General features: G+C 73.1%; 23 protein-coding genes. 12 read left to right on the top strand and 11 right to left on the bottom strand.

Going from position 1 to position 21508, the window contains the following annotated elements; genetic code table 11:
* The coding region (locus ABZ340_RS30665; RefSeq protein ID WP_358785117.1) for a methylmalonyl-CoA mutase family protein at window positions 1-387 on the bottom strand (387 nt) is incomplete at its 3' end.
* 276 nt (window positions 388-663) lie between these two features.
* Here ABZ340_RS30665 and ABZ340_RS30660 point away from each other — a divergent pair.
* Window positions 664-1629: a L,D-transpeptidase family protein gene (locus tag ABZ340_RS30660; protein ID WP_358785116.1), complete on the top strand. Its 966-nt coding sequence runs from the start codon at window positions 664-666 to the stop codon at window positions 1627-1629.
* A 244-nt stretch (window positions 1630-1873) separates the two neighbouring features.
* Here the strand turns inward: ABZ340_RS30660 and ABZ340_RS30655 are convergent, their stop codons facing one another.
* The 4 genes from ABZ340_RS30655 to ABZ340_RS30640 form a co-directional block, all read right to left on the bottom strand.
* Entirely contained in the window at window positions 1874-3046 is a 1173-nt protein-coding gene (locus ABZ340_RS30655) for a hypothetical protein (RefSeq protein ID WP_358785115.1), read from the bottom strand.
* Entirely contained in the window at window positions 3046-3708 is a 663-nt protein-coding gene (locus tag ABZ340_RS30650) for an RNA polymerase sigma factor (protein WP_358785114.1), read from the bottom strand. The genes ABZ340_RS30655 and ABZ340_RS30650 overlap by 1 nt, the downstream gene beginning before the upstream one ends.
* 439 nt (window positions 3709-4147) lie before the next feature.
* Window positions 4148-5230, bottom strand: coding sequence for a hypothetical protein (locus tag ABZ340_RS30645; protein WP_358785113.1), 1083 nt, complete (start codon window positions 5228-5230; stop codon window positions 4148-4150).
* Complete coding sequence (locus ABZ340_RS30640; RefSeq protein WP_358785112.1) at window positions 5227-5844, bottom strand: RNA polymerase sigma factor; 618 nt, start codon at window positions 5842-5844, stop codon at window positions 5227-5229. The genes ABZ340_RS30645 and ABZ340_RS30640 overlap by 4 nt, the downstream gene beginning before the upstream one ends.
* A 401-nt stretch (window positions 5845-6245) precedes the next feature.
* Between ABZ340_RS30640 and ABZ340_RS30635 the strand changes: the two genes are divergently transcribed.
* Complete coding sequence (locus tag ABZ340_RS30635) at window positions 6246-8831, top strand: N-acetylmuramoyl-L-alanine amidase (RefSeq protein ID WP_358785121.1); 2586 nt, start codon at window positions 6246-6248, stop codon at window positions 8829-8831.
* A 73-nt stretch (window positions 8832-8904) separates the two neighbouring features.
* On the opposite strand, the gene ABZ340_RS30630 is transcribed toward ABZ340_RS30635, so the two are convergent.
* From ABZ340_RS30630 to ABZ340_RS30615, 4 genes are all read right to left on the bottom strand, one after another.
* Window positions 8905-9330: a hypothetical protein gene (locus ABZ340_RS30630; RefSeq protein ID WP_358785111.1), complete on the bottom strand. Its 426-nt coding sequence runs from the start codon at window positions 9328-9330 to the stop codon at window positions 8905-8907.
* A 172-nt stretch (window positions 9331-9502) separates the two neighbouring features.
* Window positions 9503-10102, bottom strand: a complete 600-nt coding sequence (locus ABZ340_RS30625) for a hypothetical protein (RefSeq protein WP_358785110.1) — start codon at window positions 10100-10102, stop codon at window positions 9503-9505.
* A 100-nt stretch (window positions 10103-10202) separates the two neighbouring features.
* Window positions 10203-10706 (bottom strand): hypothetical protein, encoded by a 504-nt coding sequence (locus ABZ340_RS30620; protein ID WP_358785120.1) that lies wholly within the window; start codon window positions 10704-10706, stop codon window positions 10203-10205.
* Between the two features lie 118 nt (window positions 10707-10824).
* Window positions 10825-12432, bottom strand: a complete 1608-nt coding sequence (locus ABZ340_RS30615; protein WP_358785109.1) for a glycoside hydrolase family 20 protein — start codon at window positions 12430-12432, stop codon at window positions 10825-10827.
* Window positions 12433-12695: 263 nt separating this feature from the next.
* On the opposite strand from ABZ340_RS30615, the gene ABZ340_RS30610 reads away from it, so the two are divergent.
* The 10 genes from ABZ340_RS30610 to ABZ340_RS30565 all read left to right on the top strand — a co-directional run bounded on the left by ABZ340_RS30610 (window position 12696) and on the right by ABZ340_RS30565 (window position 19810).
* Window positions 12696-13169: a 2-oxo-4-hydroxy-4-carboxy-5-ureidoimidazoline decarboxylase gene (locus tag ABZ340_RS30610; protein WP_358785119.1), complete on the top strand. Its 474-nt coding sequence runs from the start codon at window positions 12696-12698 to the stop codon at window positions 13167-13169.
* Window positions 13170-13378: 209 nt separating this feature from the next.
* Entirely contained in the window at window positions 13379-13759 is a 381-nt protein-coding gene (gene sdhC, locus ABZ340_RS30605; RefSeq protein ID WP_078648112.1) for a succinate dehydrogenase, cytochrome b556 subunit, read from the top strand.
* 5 nt (window positions 13760-13764) lie between these two features.
* Entirely contained in the window at window positions 13765-14244 is a 480-nt protein-coding gene (locus ABZ340_RS30600; RefSeq protein ID WP_358785108.1) for a succinate dehydrogenase hydrophobic membrane anchor subunit, read from the top strand.
* 19 nt (window positions 14245-14263) lie between these two features.
* The gene (gene sdhA / locus ABZ340_RS30595; protein ID WP_358785107.1) at window positions 14264-16018 is read left to right on the top strand and encodes a succinate dehydrogenase flavoprotein subunit; all 1755 of its coding nucleotides are present in this window, start codon (window positions 14264-14266) and stop codon (window positions 16016-16018) included.
* Window positions 16018-16797: a succinate dehydrogenase iron-sulfur subunit gene (locus tag ABZ340_RS30590; RefSeq protein WP_358785106.1), complete on the top strand. Its 780-nt coding sequence runs from the start codon at window positions 16018-16020 to the stop codon at window positions 16795-16797. The genes sdhA and ABZ340_RS30590 overlap by 1 nt, the downstream gene beginning before the upstream one ends.
* Before the next feature lie 165 nt (window positions 16798-16962).
* On the top strand, window positions 16963-17583 hold the full coding sequence (locus ABZ340_RS30585; protein ID WP_358785105.1) for a Uma2 family endonuclease: 621 nt from the start codon (window positions 16963-16965) through the stop codon (window positions 17581-17583).
* 40 nt (window positions 17584-17623) lie between these two features.
* The gene (locus ABZ340_RS30580; RefSeq protein WP_358785104.1) at window positions 17624-18034 is read left to right on the top strand and encodes a VOC family protein; all 411 of its coding nucleotides are present in this window, start codon (window positions 17624-17626) and stop codon (window positions 18032-18034) included.
* Window positions 18035-18127: 93 nt separating this feature from the next.
* Entirely contained in the window at window positions 18128-18535 is a 408-nt protein-coding gene (locus tag ABZ340_RS30575) for a hypothetical protein (protein WP_358785103.1), read from the top strand.
* Between the two features lie 4 nt (window positions 18536-18539).
* Complete coding sequence (locus tag ABZ340_RS30570) at window positions 18540-19013, top strand: DUF393 domain-containing protein (protein WP_358785102.1); 474 nt, start codon at window positions 18540-18542, stop codon at window positions 19011-19013.
* Window positions 19014-19024: 11 nt separating this feature from the next.
* Window positions 19025-19810, top strand: a complete 786-nt coding sequence (locus tag ABZ340_RS30565) for a TetR family transcriptional regulator (RefSeq protein ID WP_358785101.1) — start codon at window positions 19025-19027, stop codon at window positions 19808-19810.
* Here the strand turns inward: ABZ340_RS30565 and ABZ340_RS30560 are convergent.
* Together ABZ340_RS30560 and ABZ340_RS30555 are read right to left on the bottom strand one after the other, a co-directional pair.
* On the bottom strand, window positions 19796-21166 hold the full coding sequence (locus tag ABZ340_RS30560; protein WP_358785100.1) for a metallophosphoesterase: 1371 nt from the start codon (window positions 21164-21166) through the stop codon (window positions 19796-19798). The genes ABZ340_RS30565 and ABZ340_RS30560 overlap by 15 nt on opposite strands.
* A 72-nt stretch (window positions 21167-21238) precedes the next feature.
* Window positions 21239-21478, bottom strand: coding sequence for a hypothetical protein (locus tag ABZ340_RS30555; protein ID WP_358785099.1), 240 nt, complete (start codon window positions 21476-21478; stop codon window positions 21239-21241).
* Between the last annotated feature and the right edge of the window lie 30 nt (window positions 21479-21508).

Genomic DNA, 21508 nt, shown 5'->3' with positions numbered 1-21508 from the left:
GGAGACCTTGTCCAGCGGGATGCCGTCGAACAGCACCCGCATGTCGTCGATCGAGTCGATGGCCACGCCCACCTTGCCGACCTCGCCGTGCGCGAGCGGGGCGTCGGAGTCGTGGCCCATCTGGGTGGGCAGGTCGAAGGCGACCGACAGACCCGTCGTGCCGTTGGCGATCAGCTGCTTGTAACGGGCGTTGGACTCCACCGCCGTGCCGAAACCGGCGTACTGGCGCATCGTCCAGGGCCGGCCGGTGTACATCGTCGGGTACACGCCACGGGTGAAGGGGTACGACCCCGGCTCGCCCAGCTTCTCGGCCGGGTCCCAGCCGGCCAGGGCGTCGGGCCCGTAGACCGGTTCGATGGGCAGTCCGGACTCCGACTCGCGCGCCATGGTTGTCGCCTCCCGCTGAGCAATCGATCGAACTACTCGCCACGTACTGCCTGCCGGCCGGCCACCCACCGGTTACTCGCCAGTACGGACCGGCTCTTCGTCGGACTGTATCGGCGGTCCGCGCACCGGGTGGAGAGGCACACGCTGGGACCTTGCTCACAGCATGCGCCCCGCTTCCGGACACCACCATGCCGCGCCGTTCGCGGCCCGTCATCCGCGGGGAACATCTCAGAGGACGTCTTACCGAACGGGTCGTCGAGACGGCGGGGGGCCGCGATGCGGGGAACGGGAAGCGGTACGAGAAGCGGTACGGGAGCGGGCGCGGGGAGAGTGGTGGCCGCGGTGGCGGCCCTGGCGGCGGTCTGCGGCTGCACGGACCAGGCCGGGGACGTGGACGGGCAAGGGCGCTCACCGGTGCGCATCGACATCACCGGCACTCCGCCGTCGGGGCCGCAGCGGTCACCGCACTCGCCTCGGTCACCTCAACCGTCTCAGTCATCTCAGCCATCGCAGTCATCGCAGTCATCGCAGTCGCAGCGGTCGCAGCCGTCGCGGACGGACCCGCCGTCCGACGACCGCGGGCCGGGTCTCCCGCCCGCCCGCGCCACGGGCCCCGTGCTGTGGTCCCGGGGCGACAGCGGGCCAAACGTCCGCGAACTCCAGGCGCGGCTGCGCCAGATCGAGTGGCTGTTCGACGGGCCGACCGGGACGTACGACGACCTCACCGAGCGGGCGGTGCGCGGGTTCCAGGGCAAGCGCGGACTGCCCGCGACCGGAAGGACCGACACCGTCACCTGGCAGCGGCTGCTGGACATGACGCGCGAACCGGGCCGGTGGGAGCTGTATCTGATGGGCGGGCAGCCGGCCGACGCGCCCGACGCGCGCTGCCTGACCGGCCGGGTGCTGTGCATCAGCAAGTCCAGCCGCACACTGCGCTGGATGATCGACGGCCGGACGGTCACGACGCTGCCGGTCCGCTTCGGCACGCGGTCCACGCCGACCCGGGAGGGCGTCTTCCAGGTCTACTGGAAGTCCCGGAACCACTGGTCGACTCTGTACGACTCACCGATGCCGTACGCGATGTTCTTCAGCGGCGGCCAGGCCGTGCACTACTCGGCCGACTTCGCGGCCCGGGGCTACGCCGGCGGCTCGCACGGCTGCGTCAACGTCCGGGACGAGGCGGCGATCGCGGAGCTGTACCGGCAGGTGAGGAACGGCGACAAGGTCGTCGTGTACCGGTGAGCCGCGGGGCGATACGGGCGCGGGCGGGACCGGGGGAACGTGTCCCGCCCGCGCCGGATGCACGAGCCGCGGGTACGGGGGGAACCCCGGCTCGGTGCGACAGCCGATGACCAGTCGGCTCACTCAGTACTGCGTCCCGGCGGCCAAAAGTGTCACACCCCGCGGTAAAAAATTTCCGCACCTCAGGAAACCGCAGGTCAGATGGGTTCCCGGAGCGGTTGTGGCGGTGGCGGCAGCGGTGGCGCTACGCCGTCCGCTCCGACGGGGCGGCCACGGGGACCGGCGGGACGGCCACGAGGGCCGACGGCGCGAGGGCGGCGGCGCTGTGGCGGGGGGCGCGCTCGGCGTGCAGGGCCGGGGTGTCGCCCCGGCCACCGCTGTCGCTGCCGCTGCTGTTCTGTTCGCCCGCGTGGTCCGGGGCGCTCTTCGGGTCCGCGCGGTCCTCGCCCTTCTCCCCGCCGGCGCCCCCGGCCCGGCCGTCGGCGCGGGCCAGGACGGCCGCGCAGTACGACGGCACCCGTGCGGGGCCGCCGGCCGCGTTCTCCAGCGCCCGCCGGCGGTCCGCGCCGAGGACCTTGCCGGCGCGCAGGTCGCGGCAGGCCGAGGTGAAGTCGTTGCGCTGCGGGCCGCCGGCGCGGCCCTGCCCGCCGCCGGAACCGGATCCGGGCGCCGCGGCCGAACCGTCGTCGCCGTCCCGGCCCGCCCCCTCGCCCTTCTCCTTGCCCTTGCCCTTGTCCTTCCCCTGGCCCTTGTTCTCGTCCTCGTTCCCGTTCTTTTTCTCGTCCCCCTTGCCTTCCTTGCCACCCTTGTCTCCCTTGTCCCCCTTTTCCGCGCCCTCCCGCGCGGCGCCCAGGTCGGCCGGGCCGGTCGGGGTGCCGTCGGGCCGGGGCCCGCCCCCGGTCGTGCCGTGGGGAGAGGGTGACGTCAGCGGCCGGCCGGGGGTCGCGGCGGCCGAGACGGAGGCGCCGGGGTCCGCCGTGCCGTCGAACGGCGTCGGCAGCGCTCCGGTTCCGGCCGCCACCGCCACCCCGCCGACCATGCCGACGGCCAGCGCGGCGGCGAGCGCCAGGCGCAGCGGGCGCGGCCGGCGGGGGGTGCGGGCCCGGTCGCCGCGACCACCGGCGCGGACGCCGCCGCCGTCCGGACGCCCGGTTCCGTTTCCGGCACCGGAGACGGCCCGTCCGGTGGCGTGCGCGGCGGCCCGTCCGGCGTGTGCCGCGCGGAAGGCGGCCAGCGCGGCGGCCTCGCCGGGGAGTTCCCCGCCGGCCGGCTCGGAGGGCACGGCGAGGGCGCGGAGCGCGCCGGCGAGCCGTTCGGCCCGCTCCCGGGCGGTGGGGTCGACAGGGCCGAGCGGCTCTCCGCGCAGCAAGAGCTCCGCCGTTTCGCGGTCCAGCCACTTGTCCTGCTCGTCGGCCATCACATGTCCTTCTGCGTCCGCGCAGACGTATGCGTCACAGTCGCGGACGTCACCGTACGGCCCAGCGGTTCTCGCGGAGCGGGCAGGGCACCGAGGACGCCGGCCGATTCCGGATCGCCGCGGAGCAGTTCGGCCAGGCGCTTCAGCCCGCGGTGCGCCGCCGTGCGGACGGCGCCGGGCCGCTTGCCCAGCGTCGCGGCGGCGGTCTTGGCGTCGAGACCCACGACCACGCGCAGGACGACGGCCTCCGCCTGGTCCTGCGGCAGCCGGGCGATGAGGGAGAGGGTGCTGTCGGTGGCGAGGGCCTCGATGGCCTCGCCGGCGGTGTCGGACTCGGCGGGCCTGCCGGTCAGCTCGGTCTCGTCACCGGCGATGGCGGGCCGGCGCCCGCGCATGCGGATGTGGTCGAGCGCGCGGTTGCGGGCGATACGGGCGGCCCAGCCGCGGAACCGGTCCGCGTCCCCGCTGAAGCGTTCCAGGTCACGGGCGATCTGCAGCCACGCCTCGGACGCGACGTCCTCGGCGTCCGGATCGCCGACCAGTGTGCGTATGTAGCCGAGCAGCCGCGGGTGCACCGCGCGGTACACGGTCCGGAACGCGCTCTCGTCCCCGTCCTGTGCCGCACGCACCGCGGCGGTCAGCTCCGCGTCGTCCCCCAGCACCGCGCGTGCCTCTCTTTGCGCCTGATCCGGCGCCGCTCTCGCGGACCGGGTTCTCGCCGTCGTGGTTCCTCACCTGGTGGTTGCGGTGGTCTACCGCAGGTATGGCGCGGGGGCCCAGCCCTCCGCGGTCCGGCGCGAAAGGCACGTTACGTCTTGAAACCGCTGCTCGTCCATGTCCGGACGAGATGCCGTACAAGATGCAACTAAGCCGTGACGCGGCGGGTGCGGCGCGGGTGTGACGCGGGTGTGACACAAACCGCAGTCCCGGCGCTGAAGGAAGTACGGGCCGCCACGCGGCCCGGACCGCGTGACGGCCGGGGCCTCTCCTGTGGGGGGTGGCGGCCCCGGCCGTCGCGTCGGCGGCGGCGCGTCCGCCGGACACGCGAGCGCTCTCCGCGCTCCCCGCGAGGGCCCGCGGCAAGGGCCCGTCGGCAGCCTGTCAGCGGCCGTTGTTCCGGTCCGGCTTCTGCCCGCTGCCGGCCGCGTCCTCGTCCGCGTTCGCCGTGCCGTCGCCCGGGGCGCCGGAGCCACCCGCGCCACCCGATTCGTCCGTGTCGGCCGAAGTGCCGGGACGACCAGGGCCACCGACCGCAGCCGTACCACTGGTGCCAGTGGTGCCGCTGGTGCCGCTGGCGCCATTCGTGTCATTCGTGCCGTTGGTGCCACCAGTGGGACCGGCGTCTCCGGTGCCACTGGCACCACCGGTACCGCCACGACCCGCTCCGCCCGGTCCGTTCCCCTCCACCGGCCTCCCCGTCGGCGGGTCGTCCTGCCGGCCGCCCTGCCGACCGTCCTGCATGCCTCCCTGCCGGTCGTCCTCCTGGACTTCCCGCCCGGCTTCCTGCCCGGCTTCCTGCCGGGCGCAGTACGCGGCGACCCGCTGCTCGCCGCCCGCTGCCGCCAGGAGCCGCCGCCAGGCCGCGGCGTCCCGTGCCTCGCCCCGGTCCTTGACCCGCTCGTAGGCGCGGCAGTCGGCCGCCCCGTCCTCGTCGGCCGCCCGGCTCCCCGGTCCGGCGAAGACGCCGGGCGGCGTCGCGGCGGGCGGCGTCGCGGCGGGCGGACGGCTCCGGTCGCCGCGAGCGCCGTCCGCGGCCGGGCCGCCGCCGATCGCGGCGTAGGCGGCGCCGCCCAGGGCGAGGCCGGCCAGGAGCACGGACAGGGTGGCCTTGAGTGAGCGTCCGGTACGCCGTCGTGCCCGGGGCCGCCAGTCGTCGCGGCGCCGGGTGCGCGCCGCCCGGTGCGCACCGGCGTCCCGCGCGGCCCTGAAGGCGGCCACGGCCCGCCGCTCGCCCTCGGCGCCGTCACCGTCCGCCCGCAGGGCGGCGGAGAGCAGTGCCTCGACGGAACCCGGCGCGTCGCCGCCCGGTCCGGAGGGGCCGGTCCGCCCCTCCGGCACCGTGATGCTTCCCGGAGCCCGGCCGGGACGCGCTCGCCGGGGGGCGGTGGCCCCGCCGTCGCTCCGCTCGTCGCCCATCTCCGCTTCCGTCCCCGCTCGGTCCGCCGGTGCCTCGCCGCCGGTCATGTCGACTCCCCCAGCGTCCGCGGAGCCTCTTCCGTCACACCGTCGGCGCCCAGTTGCCGGGCCAGGCGCTTCAGCCCCCGGTGGGCGGCGGTCCGCACCGCGCCCGGCCGCTTGCCCAGGACGCGGGCGGCGGCGGGGCCGTCGAGACCGACGACGACCCGCAGCAGCACCGCCTCCGCCTGGTCGCGCGGCAGCCCGCGGACCAGTCGGAGGGCGGCCTCGGTCGACAGGGACTCCAGCGCCTGGTCGTGGGTGCTGTGCGGGGCGGGCAGGTCCAGGACGTCCTGTTCCAGCCCGGCCGCCCGGGGCCGTGCCCGCTGCCGGCGCAGGTGGTCCAGCGCCCGGTGCCGGGCGATGGTCGCCGTCCAGCCGCGGAAACCGGCCCCGTCGCCCTTGAAGCGTCCCAGGTCGCGGGCTATCTCCAGCCACGCGTCGGAGGCCACGTCCTCGGCGTCGTCCCCGACGAGCCCGCGCAGGTAGCCGAGCAGGCCGGGCTGCACGAGCCGGTAGGCGACCGCGAAGGCGGCCTCGTCACCTTCCTGGGCCCGCGCGACGGCCGCGCCCAGTTCCCCGTCGTACGCCTGTACGCGGCGGGGTTCCCCTCGCTGGCCCAAGAACCGTCCTCGTCCGTACCGAGTTCGCGGCGGGCTCCGGTGAGCCCGCACCGCGCGTGCGGCACGAGCCGGTCGTGCCCACGTCCCCACGGTGATCAGCGTCGGGCCCGGCGGAAGTGTCACTGCCGGACGTGTCACCGCCCGCCGCGCGCCCCGGTCTCCCCGGTCCCGGGGACGGGTGCAGGCCACCCCGGCACCCTGCCGCCCGTGACGTTCGGCCGGGTTGGCACGCTGTCCGTAGTGGCGCCCGTGATCTGTGGTGCCTTCGTGTTCGTTTTCTAGGGGTGGGGAAGTTGAGTCCTCGTAGGACCCATGCGTACAGACCGCTCGGTCTCAAGAGACGGGTGTGGCTGACGACGGGAGCCGTCGTCCTGAGCGCCGCGGGCGTGGTCACGTACGCGATGGCGGAACCGTCCGCGCAGCCCGGCGGCAAGGGCGTGGAACGCAAGCCGACCATCCGGACGGTGAAGCTCCAGAACGAGGGGGCGGGGCGCAAGGGGCTCGCCAAGAAGGAGACCGGCCGCTTCAGCGCGGTACTGCTGACCTGGGACGATCCTGACGCCAAGGTCAAGGGGACGCCCCAGGTGCGGACCCGCGACCTGACGACCGGGAAGTGGTCCGGATGGCAGGAGCTGGACACCGAGCCGAACCAGGCCGACGGCGCCGAGGGTGCGCGGGCCGCCGCCCGCGGCGGTACGGCCTCGCTGTGGACCGGTGACTCCGACGGTGTCGAGGTGCGCGTCGTCCACGCCGACGGGACCGAGGCCGGCGGGCAGCCGGCCGGCCTGGACGTCAAGCTGCTCGACCCGGGCACGGACCCGAAGGACGGCATGCGGCCGGCCGCGTTCGCCGCGGAGACGACGGCGCCCGCGACGACGGACCCGGGTGCCACGGACCCGGCGGCGACCACCGGGACCGCCACGGACCCGGCCGCCCCCACGGGCACGCCCTCCGCCCCCGTGACCCCGTCCGCCTCCACGCCGGTGCCCACCTCCCCACCGGCCACCGTCTCGCCCACGCCCACCCCCACGCCCACCCCGACGGTCCCGGCGCCCCGGCCCTCCAAGGTCGTCAAGCCGCCGGTCATCACCCAGGCCGAGTGGGGCGCCTCCACCGACTACGACGGCACGCCGAGCTACGGCACCCAGATCAAGGCCGCCGTCATCCACCACACCGGCATGGACAGCGACAACACCCTGTCGTGCGCCCAGTCGCGCGCCCGGATGCGCTCCATCCAGCAGGAGCACTTCGCCCGCGGCTACTACGACATCGGCTACAACTTCGTCGTCGACCGGTGCGGCCAGATCTTCGAGGGCCGCAGCGGCGGCATGGACCTGCCGGTGACCGGCGCGCACGACGTCGGCTTCAACACCGACACGGTCGGCATCTCCTACCTCGGCAACTTCGAGAAGGCGCAGCCGAGCCGGGCCGCGCTCGACGCGATGGCGCGGATCGTGGCGTGGAAGTTCGGGATGTACGGCATCGACCCGGCCGGCAAGGTGACGATGACCTCCGGCACCCCGAAGGGCCAGGACGGCAACCTCGTCGACAAGGGCACGTCGGTCACGCTGCCGCGGGTCTTCGGCCACCGGGACACCAACGCCACCGCCTGCCCGGGCAAGAACCTCTACCCCAAGCTGTCCCGGATCGCCACGCTCGCGAAGACCCCGGGCATCTCGCACGCCCTGCCGACCTCCGACTTCAACCGGGACGGCGTCACCGACCTGGTGGCGGGCGTGCCGAAGGGGAACGTGGTGAAGGTGGTGCCGGGCGGCGTCAAGGGCCCGGTGACCGGCTCGAAGGTGACCCTCACCCAGAACAGCCCCGGTGTCCCCGACTCCACCGAGGCCGGTGACGAGTTCGGCGCCGCCACCGCCTGGGGCGACGTCAACGGCGACGGCTACGCCGACCTCGCGATCGGCGCCCCCGGCGAGAACGACACCAGCGGCAACGCCGACCGCGGCATGGTCACGCTCCTGTACGGACCGGCCTTCACCACCGGTTTCTCCTACTACGCCACCGGGGTGACCTGGGCGGGCGCGAGGCTCGGTGCCGCCGTCACCGTCGGCGACTTCAACGGCGACGGCAAGGCGGACGTGTTCTCGGCCGGCACCGGCCGCGGCGGCAACTACAACGTCAAGCTGACCGGCGGCGCCACCTCCTACGGCAGGCTGACCTCCGCCACCGGTCCGGTCGGCTACCTGGACGCCGCGACCGGCGACTTCAACCGGGACGGTTACGCGGACGTCGCCCTCAACTACCGCGACACCGGCGGCACCAGCCGCGTGGTCCGCTTCGCGGGCTCGGCGACCGGCCTGACCAAGGCGGGCGTCCTCTCCGTCAAGGGCGGCCGGTCCATCGCCGCGGGCGACGTCAACGGCAACGGCTACGACGACATCGTCATCGGCCAGCCGTACACCGCCGAGTCGGGCGGCAAGTCCGGTGGCCAGATCACCATGCTCCCCGGCACCTCCACCGGGTTCACCACCACCGGCATGACCGTCATCCACCAGGACACGGCGTCCGTCCCGGGCGGCAACGAGTCCGGTGACGCCCTCGGCGCCTCGGTGTCGGTCGGCGACTACAACGCCGACGGTTACGCCGACGCCCTCGCGGGCTCCCCGGGCGAGGACCTGGCCCGCGACGGCGCCAACCGCGTCAACGCCGGCACCGTGATCCTGTTCAAGGGCACCGCGTCCGGCCTGACCGGCTCCGGCTCCGTCGCCGTCTCCCAGGACACCTCCGGCGTCCCCGGCTCCAGCGAGACCGACGACCGCCTGGGCTTTTCCGTCTCGCTCGGCGACCTGTCCGGCTTCGGCCGCGCCGACCTCGTCCTCGGCGCCGACGGCGAGGACGGCACCGACGGCCTGCTGATGTACGTCCCGAGCAACAGCACCGGCCTCGGGTACTCCAGCACCGCCCTCTACAGCAAGACGACGCTGGGCACGCCGACGGACGGACGGCTGGGGCAGACGCTGACCCCGTAGGGGGCCCCGGTCCGGCGGCCGGCCGGGACCCCGCGTGGTGCGCGGGGTCCCGGCCGGCCCTTTTCGGCGCCTTTCAACGCCCCTGTTCCCGTCCCGCCGTCCCCGCCGTCGCCTCCCGGCACAGCAGCCGCAGCGACCCGTCGCCGGCGTAACAGCGCCTGGCCTCCTCGATCGGGTCCCACAGGCGGCCGTCCGGGGTGCGGACCCAGTGGTCGCCGCCGGTCGCCCACCACTCGGCGCCCGTCTGGCGCACGATCACCTCACCGGCGTAGGCGCCCAGTCCGCGCAGCACGGTCCGCACCGCTTCGTACGGCGGCCCCTCGCCCCGTATGCCGTCGATCATCCGGTCCACGCGCCACAGGCTCTGCGCCGAGTAGTCGAGGCGGAGCCGGGCGCCCTCGCGCAGGGCGGCCACCGCGTCCGCCGCCCAGCGCACCGGCTTGGCCGCGGCCGGGGGCCTGGCCTCCTGCCGTGTCGCCGCCGTCGTCGTGCTGGTCACAGTCGTCACAGTCGTCACACACGCAAGAGCGTCGGCGCGCGCCGATTCGTCACGGCGATCATCGCGGGTGCCGCGGACCGGTGCAGGATCACCGCACCTCCGCCACCTCCGCGCAACCCTCCCCCCAGGACGGTCACAGATCCCCCGGACCTCCGTACGGCCGGGAAGGCCGTCACCGGCGCCCGCGTTCCCGGCGCGACACCACCGCGCGCAGCACCCGGCGGCCCTCCGCCGAGACCTCCAGCACCCGGCGCAGACCGGCCGCCCCGTGACCGGCGAGCAGCTCCAGGACCGTGACCTGGCGGCGCAGCTCGGCGGCGACCAGCGGCGACATGCCCTCCGGGCGGTCCTGGCGGCAGCCGTCGACGCCGGCGGCACCGGCGGCCCCGGCACCGGCGCCCTCCTGCGCGGGGTCGAGCAGCCGGTGCACGCGGAGCGAGGCGACCGAGCAGGCGTCGGCCCACGCCCGCATCCCGGCGGCGGACCGGTCGGCCGGGGCGGCGGCCAGCATCCGGCGGACGAGCAGCGCGGCCTCGTCCTCGGCGGGGGTGCCCGTGGCCTGCCCGGGGCCGGGGAAGGTGCCGCGCAGCCGTTCCAGCCGTTCCGTCCAGTCGCCGCCGGCCCCGGCCCCGCCGTCGGCGAGGGTCTCCCACAGCGGGCGCAGGACCTCGTCGTCGCCGCCGAGCAGGGGGGCGCACCGGTCCAGGCAGGCCAGCCCGCTCGCGGCCAGTCCCCGTTCGTCGGCCTGTGCGATCAGTTCCACCAGGCTCATGCAGCCTCCTCGTTCGTACCCCTGAGTCCCGTACCCCTGGGCCCCGCCCCTCGATACGGAACCGACACTTCCCCTTACTGCGTGCGACCGCCCGCGCGTGTCACAGCGGCACGACGCCCAGCCGGTCGAGGAAACGGAAGAAGAGGTTCTCCGCCAGGGGGTCCGGGTCGGCGGTCAGGACGGCGAGCAGGTCGTCTGCGCTCACGGTGTGCCCGGCCTCGGCGGCCCAGACGACGGCGCGCTCGGCGGCGTCGCGCGGCTCCAGGAAGTAGTCCTCCAGGGTGAGCCCCTCGTGCCCGGCGCCGAGGTACCCGGCCATCGCGGTCCGCGCCAGACAGGCGGTCCACGCCCCGCTCCGCGGCGCCGCCGCCTCCAGGACCACGCAGTCGCTGTCCATGACGTACCCGAAGAGCGCGGGCGCGCCGGTCCGCGCGGCCAGGTCGTTCATGCTCCCGATGTCGCCGTCCCCGCCCGGGTACTCCCACACCTGCCAGCCGTCCGGCGCCGAGGTGCGCAGTGTCATGTCCTCCGCGCCCGGCAGCGCGCCCAGCCCCGCGAGCGGCCGCTCGGCGCGGCCGACGACGAAATACCCCCAGTAGCCCATGTCCGGTCCCCCTGGCGTGTCGGTTCCGCTCACCGGAACACCACCACAGCCCCGCGGGGGTTCGCAGCCGGATCGGGCAATCCGCGCCGGGAGCGGTGACCCGCTCCCGGCCCCGGGGTCAGCCCAGCCGGTCCGCCAGCGCCTTGAACTCCGTCCAGGACAGCTCCGGCTCGCCCGGCACCCACAGCTTCTGGACGGTGGCCGCGAGCGGCAGCCGGATGCCGGCCGCGACCTGCTCCTGCGTCTGGGAGTTCGCCAGGTCGCACCAGACGGCGAAGCTGCCGCCGAGTATCTGGTCGTCGTACTCGGCCGGGACCGCCTCGGTGCCGCGCAGGACGCGCGGCGTCCACTGCTCGTAGATGCGCTCGCCGGTCGGGTAGACGAAGGTCTGCGGCTGCCCGAGCACGTAGTACAGGAACTCGTCGTTGTAGTTGATCACCTTGCGGCCGGCCTGGAGGTACTCCAGCGGCTGCCGGGCGCCGATCTCCTTGCCCGTCCAGTAGGCGACCTCCAGATCGCCGGAGGCCGGCACGGAGGCGCTGCGGAAGAAGCCGTCGTTCCAGGCGCGCGGGGTCCGGTCGTGGGCGCGGACCGTCGCGGTGCGGTCGTTGAGCCAGCCGGTGGTCAGGTCGGCGACGTTCGCGCCGGAGCCGAACCGCTCCCGTGCGGCGGCGGCCAGCTGCGGGAAGGACGCCTGCGGGTCGGACACGGTCAGCGCCTGGTACTCGTCGGCGCCGAGGTGCCACCGGCCGCCGGGGAAGAGACCGGCGTACTCGTTCAGCAGGTCGTCGACGATGTCGGCGGCCTTCTTCTTCGAGATGTCCACCGCCCCGCGGACCGCCGTGCCCTGCGCGTTGCGCAGTTGCAGATCGGGGTGGGCGGCGATGACGGCGCCGAGGTGGCCGGGCGAGTCGATCTCGGGGACGACGGTGATGTGCCGGCTCGCGGCGAGGTCGACGATCTTCTTGACCTGCGCCTTGGTCAGGTGGTCGTCCGACACGATCTCCGGGTGCGTGTCGGACTCGATGCGGAAGGCCTGGTCGTCGGAGAAGTGCAGCCCGAGCTCGTTGAACTTCAGGTCGCCGAGCTCGCGGATCCGGTCCTCGATCCAGCCGGCCGAGAAGTGCTTGCGCGCGATGTCCAGCATGAAGCCGCGCCGGGGCTTGTCCGGCTGGTCGCGTACGACGCCCTCCGGGGCGCTGCCGCCGCCGCGCACCGCCTGCTTCAGGGTGCGGGTGCCGTAGAAGACGCCCGCCTCGGCCGGTCCGCTGACGGTGACCCGCCCGCCGCGCACGGTCAGGGTGTACGACTCCGGGTTCGCGCCCTTCTTGTCGTTCACCTCCAGCCGCAGGTCCCCGGCGCGTTCGTCGTCCTTCTCGCCCGCGTACTTCATCCCCAGCTCGCCGGCTATCAGCCGGCCCTCGTCGGCGAGGGCGGCGTCGTTCACCACCACGCGGTGGCCGCGTGCGGGCTGCCAGCCGGGGCCGCGCTCGGGGGTGTGCTCGCGGACGGCGGGGATCGTGCGGGGCGCGCTGGAGAGGGGATAGGAGCGCGTGGGGCTGGGCGAGGTGTCCGTGGGCGCCGCGGCGGTGCCCGGCGGACCGCCGTCGCCGCCGCCGGAGGCCCACAGGCCCGCTCCCACGCCGAGTGCGGCGATCGCCGCCCCGGCTATGACCGCCCGCTGCTTCACCCTGTGCGCCGAGGTGCGGCGCCTGTGCTGACTCACGGCGCCCACCGTAGGACCCCCTTCGTCCACTGCGCGTCCTTAAACTCTCCCGTCCGGGTGATTTCGAGGCATCCGCCGGACAGTTCGTGACCACTCTCGATAACGTGATGACACATCTCTCACAGGACCCCCTGCCGACATCCACGTGACGCCCACAAGGACCCACGCTGCCTGCGCACCGTCTTCCCGACCTTCCTCTTCCCGGCCGAGTCGCCCTCTCGGTCCCGGAGCAAACACGCGGCACACCGGGCACACCGTCCCCGCTGGCACGCTTCAACGACGCCCGCCCCGAGGACGCCGTCCACACGCTCCTCGCCTGCCTGCGCCACCCCCACTGGGCGCACCGCGTCGCCGCCCACCGCCCCTACCCCGACCTGCCCGCCCTGCTGGCCGCGGCGGACGAGGCGACGTACGACCTGTCCCCCGAGGCCCTCGCGGCGGCCCTGGCGGCGGAGTCGCTGCCGTCACTGCCGGAGGGGGCGTACTCCGCCGCCCACACGGCGCTGAGCGCGGCCAGCGCGGCGTACGAGAGCCGCTTCGGACACGCGTTCGTCATCTGCCTGGACGGCCTGCCGGGGCACGAGGTCCTGGACCACGTCCTGGCGGGCATCCGGTCACGATTGGCCAACGATCCGGAGGAGGAGCGGCTCGTCGCGGCCGACGAACTCCGGCGCCTGGCCAGGGCCAGACTGGCCGGCACCCTCGGGGACCCGGGGCACCGCACGCCCGGCCCTTGACGCCCCGCACCCGACATGGGCGATAAATCCCCACCCCGATCACCCGTCCGTGCTCCTTTGAGTGCAAGTTTGATCACACCGGCAGGCCCCCCGTAAGCGCCACAGGCAACCGTCGCTACGATGCTGGGGGCCGGTGGACCGTACCCGGCCGGGCCCGACCGACAGAGAAGCCGGCGCGGCCCCAATCCCCGCTCCCGGAGGAAACTTCCGTGCCGGCTGGAACGCTGTACCGCGGCCGGGAAGGAATGTGGTCCTGGGTGGCTCACCGAGTCACCGGCGTCCTCATTTTCTTCTTCCTGTTCGTTCACGTGCTGGACACCGCACTCGTCCGTGTGTCCCCCGAGGCTTACGACAAGGTCGTGGCCACGTACAAGACGCCCATCGTCGCGCTGCTGGAGTACGGCCTCGTCGCCGCCATCCTCTTCCACGCGCTCAACGGTCTGCGCGTCATCGCCGTCGACTTCTGGATCAAGGGGGCCCGGTACCAGAAGCAGATGCTCTGGACCGTCGTCGTCCTGTGGGTCGTGCTGATGCTCGGGGCGATCTACCCCGTCCTCGGCCACGCCGCTCGTGAACTGTTCGGGAGCTGACGCCCATGTCCACCACTGAAACCGCCGCGTCCGGGATCGGCCCCGTCGAGGGCGCCTCCTACAACGTCGACAACCCGGCGCCGCTCATCGAGGCCCCGCGCAAGCGCACCAAGAAGACCCCGAAGTCCACCCGGGGCAACTTCGAGCTGTACGGCTGGCTGTTCATGCGCCTGTCCGGCGTGGTGCTGGTCGTCCTCGTCATCGGCCACCTGCTGATCCAGCTCGTGCTGGACGGCGGCGTCTCCAAGATCGGCTTCGCCTTCGTGGCCGGCCGCTGGGCGTCCCCGTTCTGGCAGGTCTGGGACCTGCTGATGCTGTGGCTGGCGATGCTGCACGGCTGCAACGGCCTGCGCACGGTCATCAACGACTACGCGGAGCGCGCGAACACCCGGCTGTGGCTCAAGGGCCTGCTCTACACCGCCACGGTGTTCACCATCCTGCTGGGCACGCTGGTGATCTTCACCTTCGACCCGAACATCCGCTAGGCACGGGGCTGCGAGAATCATGAAGATCCACAAGTACGACACCGTCATCGTCGGCGCCGGTGGCGCCGGTATGCGGGCCGCCATCGAGGCGACCAAGCGCAGCCGCACGGCCGTCCTGACGAAGCTCTACCCCACCCGCTCCCACACGGGCGCCGCGCAGGGCGGCATGGCCGCCGCGCTCGCCAATGTGGAGGAGGACAACTGGGAGTGGCACACCTTCGACACGGTCAAGGGCGGTGACTACCTGGTCGACCAGGACGCCGCCGAGATCCTGGCGAAGGAGGCCATCGACTCCGTCCTCGACCTGGAGAAGATGGGCCTGCCGTTCAACCGGACCCCGAACGGCACCATCGACCAGCGCCGCTTCGGCGGCCACTCCCGCAACCACGGCGAGGCCCCGGTCCGCCGGTCCTGCTACGCCGCGGACCGCACCGGCCACATGATCCTCCAGACGCTGTACCAGAACTGCGTCAAGGAGGGCGTGGAGTTCTTCAACGAGTTCTACGTCCTGGACCAGCTCATCACCGAGGTCGACGGCGTCAAGCGCTCGGCCGGTGTCGTGGCGTACGAGCTGGCCACCGGCGAGATCCACGTCTTCCAGGCGAAGTCCGTGATCTACGCCTCCGGCGGCTGCGGCAAGTTCTTCAAGGTCACCTCCAACGCGCACACCCTCACCGGTGACGGCCAGGCCGCCGTCTACCGCCGGGGCATCCCGCTGGAGGACATGGAGTTCTTCCAGTTCCACCCGACCGGCATCTGGCGCATGGGCATCCTGCTCACCGAGGGCGCCCGCGGTGAGGGCGGCATCCTGCGCAACAAGGACGGCGAGCGCTTCATGGAGAAGTACGCGCCCGTCATGAAGGACCTCGCCTCCCGTGACGTCGTCTCCCGCTCCATCTACACGGAGATCCGCGAGGGCCGCGGCTGCGGTCCCGAGGGCGACCACGTCTACCTGGACCTGACCCACCTGCCGCCGGAGCAGCTGGACGCCAAGCTCCCGGACATCACCGAGTTCGCGCGCACCTACCTCGGCATCGAGCCGTACACGGACCCGATCCCGATCCAGCCGACCGCCCACTACGCCATGGGCGGCATCCCGACCAACGTCATGGGCGAGGTCCTGGCCGACAACACCACCGTCGTCCCGGGCCTGTACGCCGCCGGCGAGGTCGCCTGCGTCTCCGTCCACGGCGCCAACCGCCTGGGCACCAACTCGCTGCTGGACATCAACGTCTTCGGCAAGCGGGCCGGCATCGCCGCCGCCGAGTACGCCCAGAAGGCGGACTTCGTCGAGCTGCCCGAGGACCCGGAGTCCTTCGTCGTCGGCCAGATCGAGCGCCTGCGCTCCTCCACCGGCAACGAGCGGGTGGCCGAGCTGCGCCGCGAGCTGCAGGAGACCATGGACGCCAACGTCATGGTGTTCCGCACCGAGCAGACGATCAAGACGGCGGTCGAGAAGATCGCCGAGCTGCGGGAGCGCTACAAGAACGTGGCGATCCAGGACAAGGGCAAGCGGTTCAACACCGACCTGCTGGAGGCCATCGAGCTGGGCAACCTGCTGGACCTGGCCGAGGTCATGGCCGTGTCGGCACTCGCCCGCAAGGAGTCCCGCGGCGGTCACTACCGCGAGGACTACCCGAACCGCGACGACGTCAACTTCATGCGCCACACCATGGCGTACCGCGAGGTCGGCGACGACGGCACCGAGACCGTCCGCCTCGACTACAAGCCGGTCGTCCAGACCCGCTACCAGCCGATGGAGCGTAAGTACTGATGGCTACCCCTGTTCTGGACAAGGCGGACTCGGCGGGCAAGCCGGAGCCCGGTTTCGCCGACTCCCCCTACATCACCGTCACCTTCCGCATCCGCCGGTTCAACCCGGAGGTCTCGGCGGAGGCGACCTGGGAAGACTTCCAGCTGGAGATCGACCCGAAGGAGCGCGTCCTCGACGGCCTCCACAAGATCAAGTGGGACCTGGACGGCTCGCTCACCTTCCGCCGCTCCTGCGCCCACGGCATCTGCGGCTCGGACGCCATGCGGATCAACGGCAAGAACCGTCTGGCCTGCAAGACGCTGATCAAGGACATCAACCCGGAGAAGCCGATCACGGTCGAGCCCATCAAGGGCCTGACGGTCCTGAAGGACCTCGTGGTCGACATGGAGCCGTTCTTCCAGGCGTACCGGGACGTGATGCCCTTCCTGATCACGAAGGACACCAACGAGCCGACCCGCGAGCGGCTCCAGTCCGCCGAGGACCGCGAGCGCTTCGACGACACGACCAAGTGCATCCTGTGCGCCGCGTGCACCACGTCCTGCCCGGTGTTCTGGAACGACGGCCAGTACTTCGGCCCGGCCGCCATCGTCAACGCGCACCGCTTCATCTTCGACTCGCGTGACGAGGCCGGCGAGCAGCGCCTGGAGATCCTCAACGACCGCGACGGCGTCTGGCGCTGCCGCACGACCTTCAACTGCACGGACGCCTGCCCGCGCGGCATCGAGGTCACCAAGGCGATCGCGGAGGTGAAGCGGGCGCTGATCACGCGCCGCTTCTGAGGTCCGTTCGCGTACGCCGCGTACGTCCCCGAGGGCCCCGTCTCCGGCCGGAGACGGGGCCCTCGGGCATATGCCACACCCTCGGGTGAACGCGGCTCGTACGGCGCCGGGGGCGGCCCCCGGCCTACGATGATGCTCTCGACACCAGCCCCCAGGAGGCACGCGATGTCCGCAGCATCCGTCGAGCGGCCCCACGGCGACCGTCCGCTGATCGCGGAGGCGAACCGTCTCATGGACCGCCTTCCGGGCTACCGCGTCGAGATCATCGGAGGCCAGATCCTCGTGTCCCCGCCGCCGGACGGCCCGCACGCGCGCGCCCTGACCAAGCTCATGCGCCCCTTCCTCGCAGCAGGACTGGACGACGGCCCCACCGAAGTCCTCCAGGGCATCGGGCTCTGGCTGCCCACCGGCACCGAGGACTACGCGATCCCGGACCTCGCCGTCGTCGACGCCGACATCGACGACCACCTCGTCGAGAACAACTGCTACGACCCGGTCGCCTTCCGGCTCGTCCTGGAGGTCACCTCGGAGAACTGGAAGTCCGACCTGAAGACCAAGGTCGCCGCCTACGCCGGCGCCCGGATCCCCGTCTACCTGATCGTCGACCGCAAGCACCAGCGCCTGCACGTCCTCACCGACCCGGTCGGCGGCGAGTACGCCGGACACCGCGTCCACTCCCCCGGCGAGAAGGTCACCCTCCCCGCCTCCCTCGGCGCCGAGGTGACGCTGGACGTCGCCGAGGTCCTTGCGGCCGGACGGCGGAAGCAGGCGGCCGACCGGGACTGACCTCACCGGTACCGGGTGACGCCCGCCCTACTCTGACGGCATGTCAGATGACGAGTCGTACGAACTGCTCGGTTTCGACAACGTACTGCTGCCCGTCGGGGACCTCGATCAGGCCGTGGCGTTCTACGAGCGCGCCGGGTTCCCGGTGGCCTTCCGGCTGGACGAGGCCGGGATCGCCCTGCTGAAGGTGGGCGGCGAGACGCCCGGCCTGCTGCTGCGGGCCGAGGAGGAGTTCGGCCGGCGCCCGCCGCTGTGGCCCTCCCCCCGCGTCTGGCTGGAGGTGCCCGACGCGCGCACCGCCGCCGACGCCCTGCGCGAGGCGGGCATCCCCCCGCTCGACGAGCCGTTCCCCGGCGCCACCGGCTGGACCGTGGAGTTCGCCGATCCATGGGGGAACGTCATCGGCCTCACGGACTACGGCAAGCGGCCGGAGCTGGGCCGACGACCGTGATCCACCTCTCGCACCCCTTGGTTGAACGCGTTCAAAAACGGGTCTAGAGTCATTCCCGTCAGCGTTTTGAACGCGTTCAAGAAGGGGTGGGGCATGGACCGCACCGTCATCGCCTACGTCATCTACCTGCTGGTCAGCATCGCGCTGACCGTCTGGGTGGCCCGCACGCTCAGCCGCAACGGCCGGGCCTTCCTCGCGGACGTCCTGCACGGCAACGAGAAGCTCGCCGACGCCGTCAACCACCTCCTGGTGGTCGGCTTCTACCTCGTCAACCTCGGCTTCGTCGCCCTCTACCTCGACAGTGACGAGACGATCGAGAACGCGCGCGGCGTCTTCGAGGCGCTGTCGGCCAAGCTGGGCGTGGTGCTGCTGGTGCTCGGCGTGATGCACCTGGCCAACGTGTACGTCCTCAACCGGATCCGGCGGCGCGGGGTGATGGAGCGGGAACAGCGGCCGCCCGTCCCTCCGCAGGGCTGGGTCGCCCCGACGGCCGGGGCCTGAACCGATGGCACCCGTGACGGCCGGCGCCCCGGTGCGCCGGCTCACCGTCCTCTACGACGCCGAGTGCCCCCTGTGCACGTTCCTGCGGGACTGGCTCGTACGGCAGCCGCAGCTGGTGCCGCTGGACCTGGTGCCGGCCGGGTCCGCCGGGGCCCGGCGGCGGTTCCCCGGCCTCGACCACCGCGCCACCCTCGACGAGATCACCGTCGTCGGCGACGCCGGGCAGGTCTACCGGGGCGCCGCCGCCTGGGTCGTCACCCTGTGGGCGCTGCGCGCGTACCGGCCGCTCGCCCACCGGCTGAGCACCCCGTCGGGCGCTCTGCTCGCCAAGGGGGCCGTCCTGGCCGCCGCCAAGTGGCGGGGCGCCCAGTGGGGCGGGAGGGCGTACCGCGGCGCGGACGGGTGGGCCTACGACCCGCGGACCGGCTGGACGTACACGGCGCCGGGCTGTGACAGCGGCGCCTGCGCCACTGGCTAGGCTCTCTTCCCGTGCCCCCGAAGAACGACGGCCCCGACACCGGCGCCACCCCCAGCAAGTCCGAGCAGACCCGCGCGCTCATCCTGGAGACGGCCATGCGGCTGTTCCAGGAGCGCGGCTACGACCGGACGACCATGCGGGCCATCGCCCAGGAGGCCGGGGTCTCCGTCGGCAACGCCTACTACTACTTCGCGGGCAAGGAGCACCTGATCCAGGGCTTCTACGACCGGATCGCCGCCGAGCACCAGGTGGCGGTCCGGGAGGTCCTGGACCGGGAGACCGACCTGGAGGCCCGGCTGGCGGGCGTGCTGAAGGCGTGGCTGGACATCGCCGCGCCCTACCACGAGTTCGCGGTGCAGTTCTTCAAGAACGCCGCCGACCCGGACAGCCCGCTCAGCCCGTTCTCCCCGGAGTCGGAGCACGCGCGCGTGGAGGCGATCAGCGTCCACCGGGAGGTGCTGGCGGGCGCGAAGACCAAGGTCCCCGGGGAACTGCGGGACATCCTGCCCGAGTTGATGTGGCTGTCCCAGATGGGACTCGTCCTCTACTGGATCTTCGACCGGACGGAAGGGCGCGCGCGCAGCTACCGGCTCGCCGAGCGCGGCGCCCGCCTGACCGCGCGGGGTGTGGCACTGGCCCGCTTCCGGGTGCTGCGCCCGCTCGTGCGGGAGGTGCACGAACTGTTCACGGACTTCCTGCCGGGGATGACGAAGGCGCTGCCGGACCCGGCGCAGAAGCGCCCCGCCCCCGGGGAGGAGCCGGCACGCCCCGCCGACGGCCCCTCAGGCCCGGCGTGACGCCAGTTCGATCACCGTGATGTCGGACGGGGCCCCCACGCGCGTGGGCGGGCCCCAGGCGCCCGCGCCGCGGCTGACGTACAGCTGGGTGTCGCCGTAGCGCTCCAGGCCCGCCAGGGTCGGGTTGGCGGCGCCCGCGATCAGGTTGCCGGGCCAGAGCTGGCCGCCGTGGGTGTGGCCGGAGAGCTGGAGGTCGACGCCGTGCTCGACGGCCTCGTGGATCTGCACCGGCTGGTGGGCGAGGAGCACGCAGGCGCGGGAGCGGTCCCGGTCGCCGAGGGCGCGGACGTAGTCGGGGCCCTGGCCCTCCTCCTCGCCCGCCACGTCGTTGACGCCCGCGAGGTCGAAGTGGGGCAGCTCCGTGCGGGCGTTCTCCAGGGGGCGCAGGCCCAGGCGGCGTACCTCCTCGACCCACTGCCCGGCGCCGGAGAAGTACTCGTGGTTGCCGGTGACGAAGTACGCCCCGTGGCGGGCGCTGAGCCGGGCGAGGGGCGCCGCGGCCGGGCCGAGGTCCTTCACGCTGCCGTCGACGAGGTCGCCGACGACCGCGATCAGGTCGGCCTGGGTGGAGTTGACCGTGTCGACGACCTTCTGGGCGAAGCCCCGGCCGAGGACCGGGCCCAGATGGATGTCGCTGACCACGGCGATACGGAACCCGTGCGCGGCGCGGGGCAGCTTGGCCAGCGGCACGGTGACCCGTTTCACCCGGGGGCCGCGCAGGACGCCGTACGTGCCGTGGCCGACCGTTCCGACGGCCGCCGCGGCGGCGGCACCGCCGACGACGCGGGAGACGAAGAGGCGGCGGGTGGGGGCGGCGAGGGGGCGCGCGGCCGGGTCCTCGGGCGCGGTGGGCGGCTCCGGGGTGGCGCCGGGCGCGCGGGGTGGTTCCGGGGTGGCGCCGGGCGCGGAGGGCGGTCCTGAGGTGCCGTCGGGCGCGGAGGGCGGCTCCGGGGTGGCGGGGGGTGCGGTGGCGGCCGGTACGCGCTCCGGGGGCACCGGGGCGGTGGGCCGCACGCCGTCCGCGCGGGAGGCGTCCCGCCGCTCCAGGAACCGGCGCAGCAGCGGCCGTACGGCCTCCCCCGCCAGCAGCGCCAGCAGCAGGTAGATCGACAGGGCCAGCCACAGGAAGCCCGGCCAGGCCAGCACCCGCTGGAGGGTGAACGGGGCGCCGGTGCGCTCGGCGACCAGCGCGCCCACGGCCAGCACCCAGCCGCCCGCGACCAGCACCGCGCCCGCGCGGCGCACGGCCCCCGGGCCCCAAGTAGTGTCGCGGAACAGGCGCCGCCACACGTACAGGTTGGCCGCCACCAAGGCGGCGAGCACCAGCAGTGCGACGAGCGCGAAGACGACCACCATGCCGTCCGTACCCCCTCTGTTGGGACGCCGGTTACGCCGATGACACGGCGTCCGTGACGTTCGGCTCGGTGCCTATGACGTTCGGCGCAGTGCGCGCACTCCGCGCAACCCGATGACCCCGATGGCCGTCCCCCATACGAAGGAGACGACGGCGAGCAGCAGATGGACCCAGAAGTAGGCCGTCGGGTCCCCGTCCTCGAACGCGAGCCCGCTGCTGTCCTTGACCAGGTTTTTGACGAAAGTGATCCAGATGACCCAGCTCCACACCCCGAAGGCGAGCAGGAACCAGGAGACGGGGCGGCTGAGCTTCACGACAACGAACCTTTCCTCGCAGCGCCGTGC

The sequence above is a fragment of the Streptomyces sp. NPDC006134 genome (genome assembly GCF_040628835.1).
In the GTDB taxonomy this organism is placed as follows: domain Bacteria; phylum Actinomycetota; class Actinomycetes; order Streptomycetales; family Streptomycetaceae; genus Streptomyces.
Note: the sequence above shows the minus strand (reverse complement) of the source record. Positions and strands in the feature narration are given on the sequence as shown.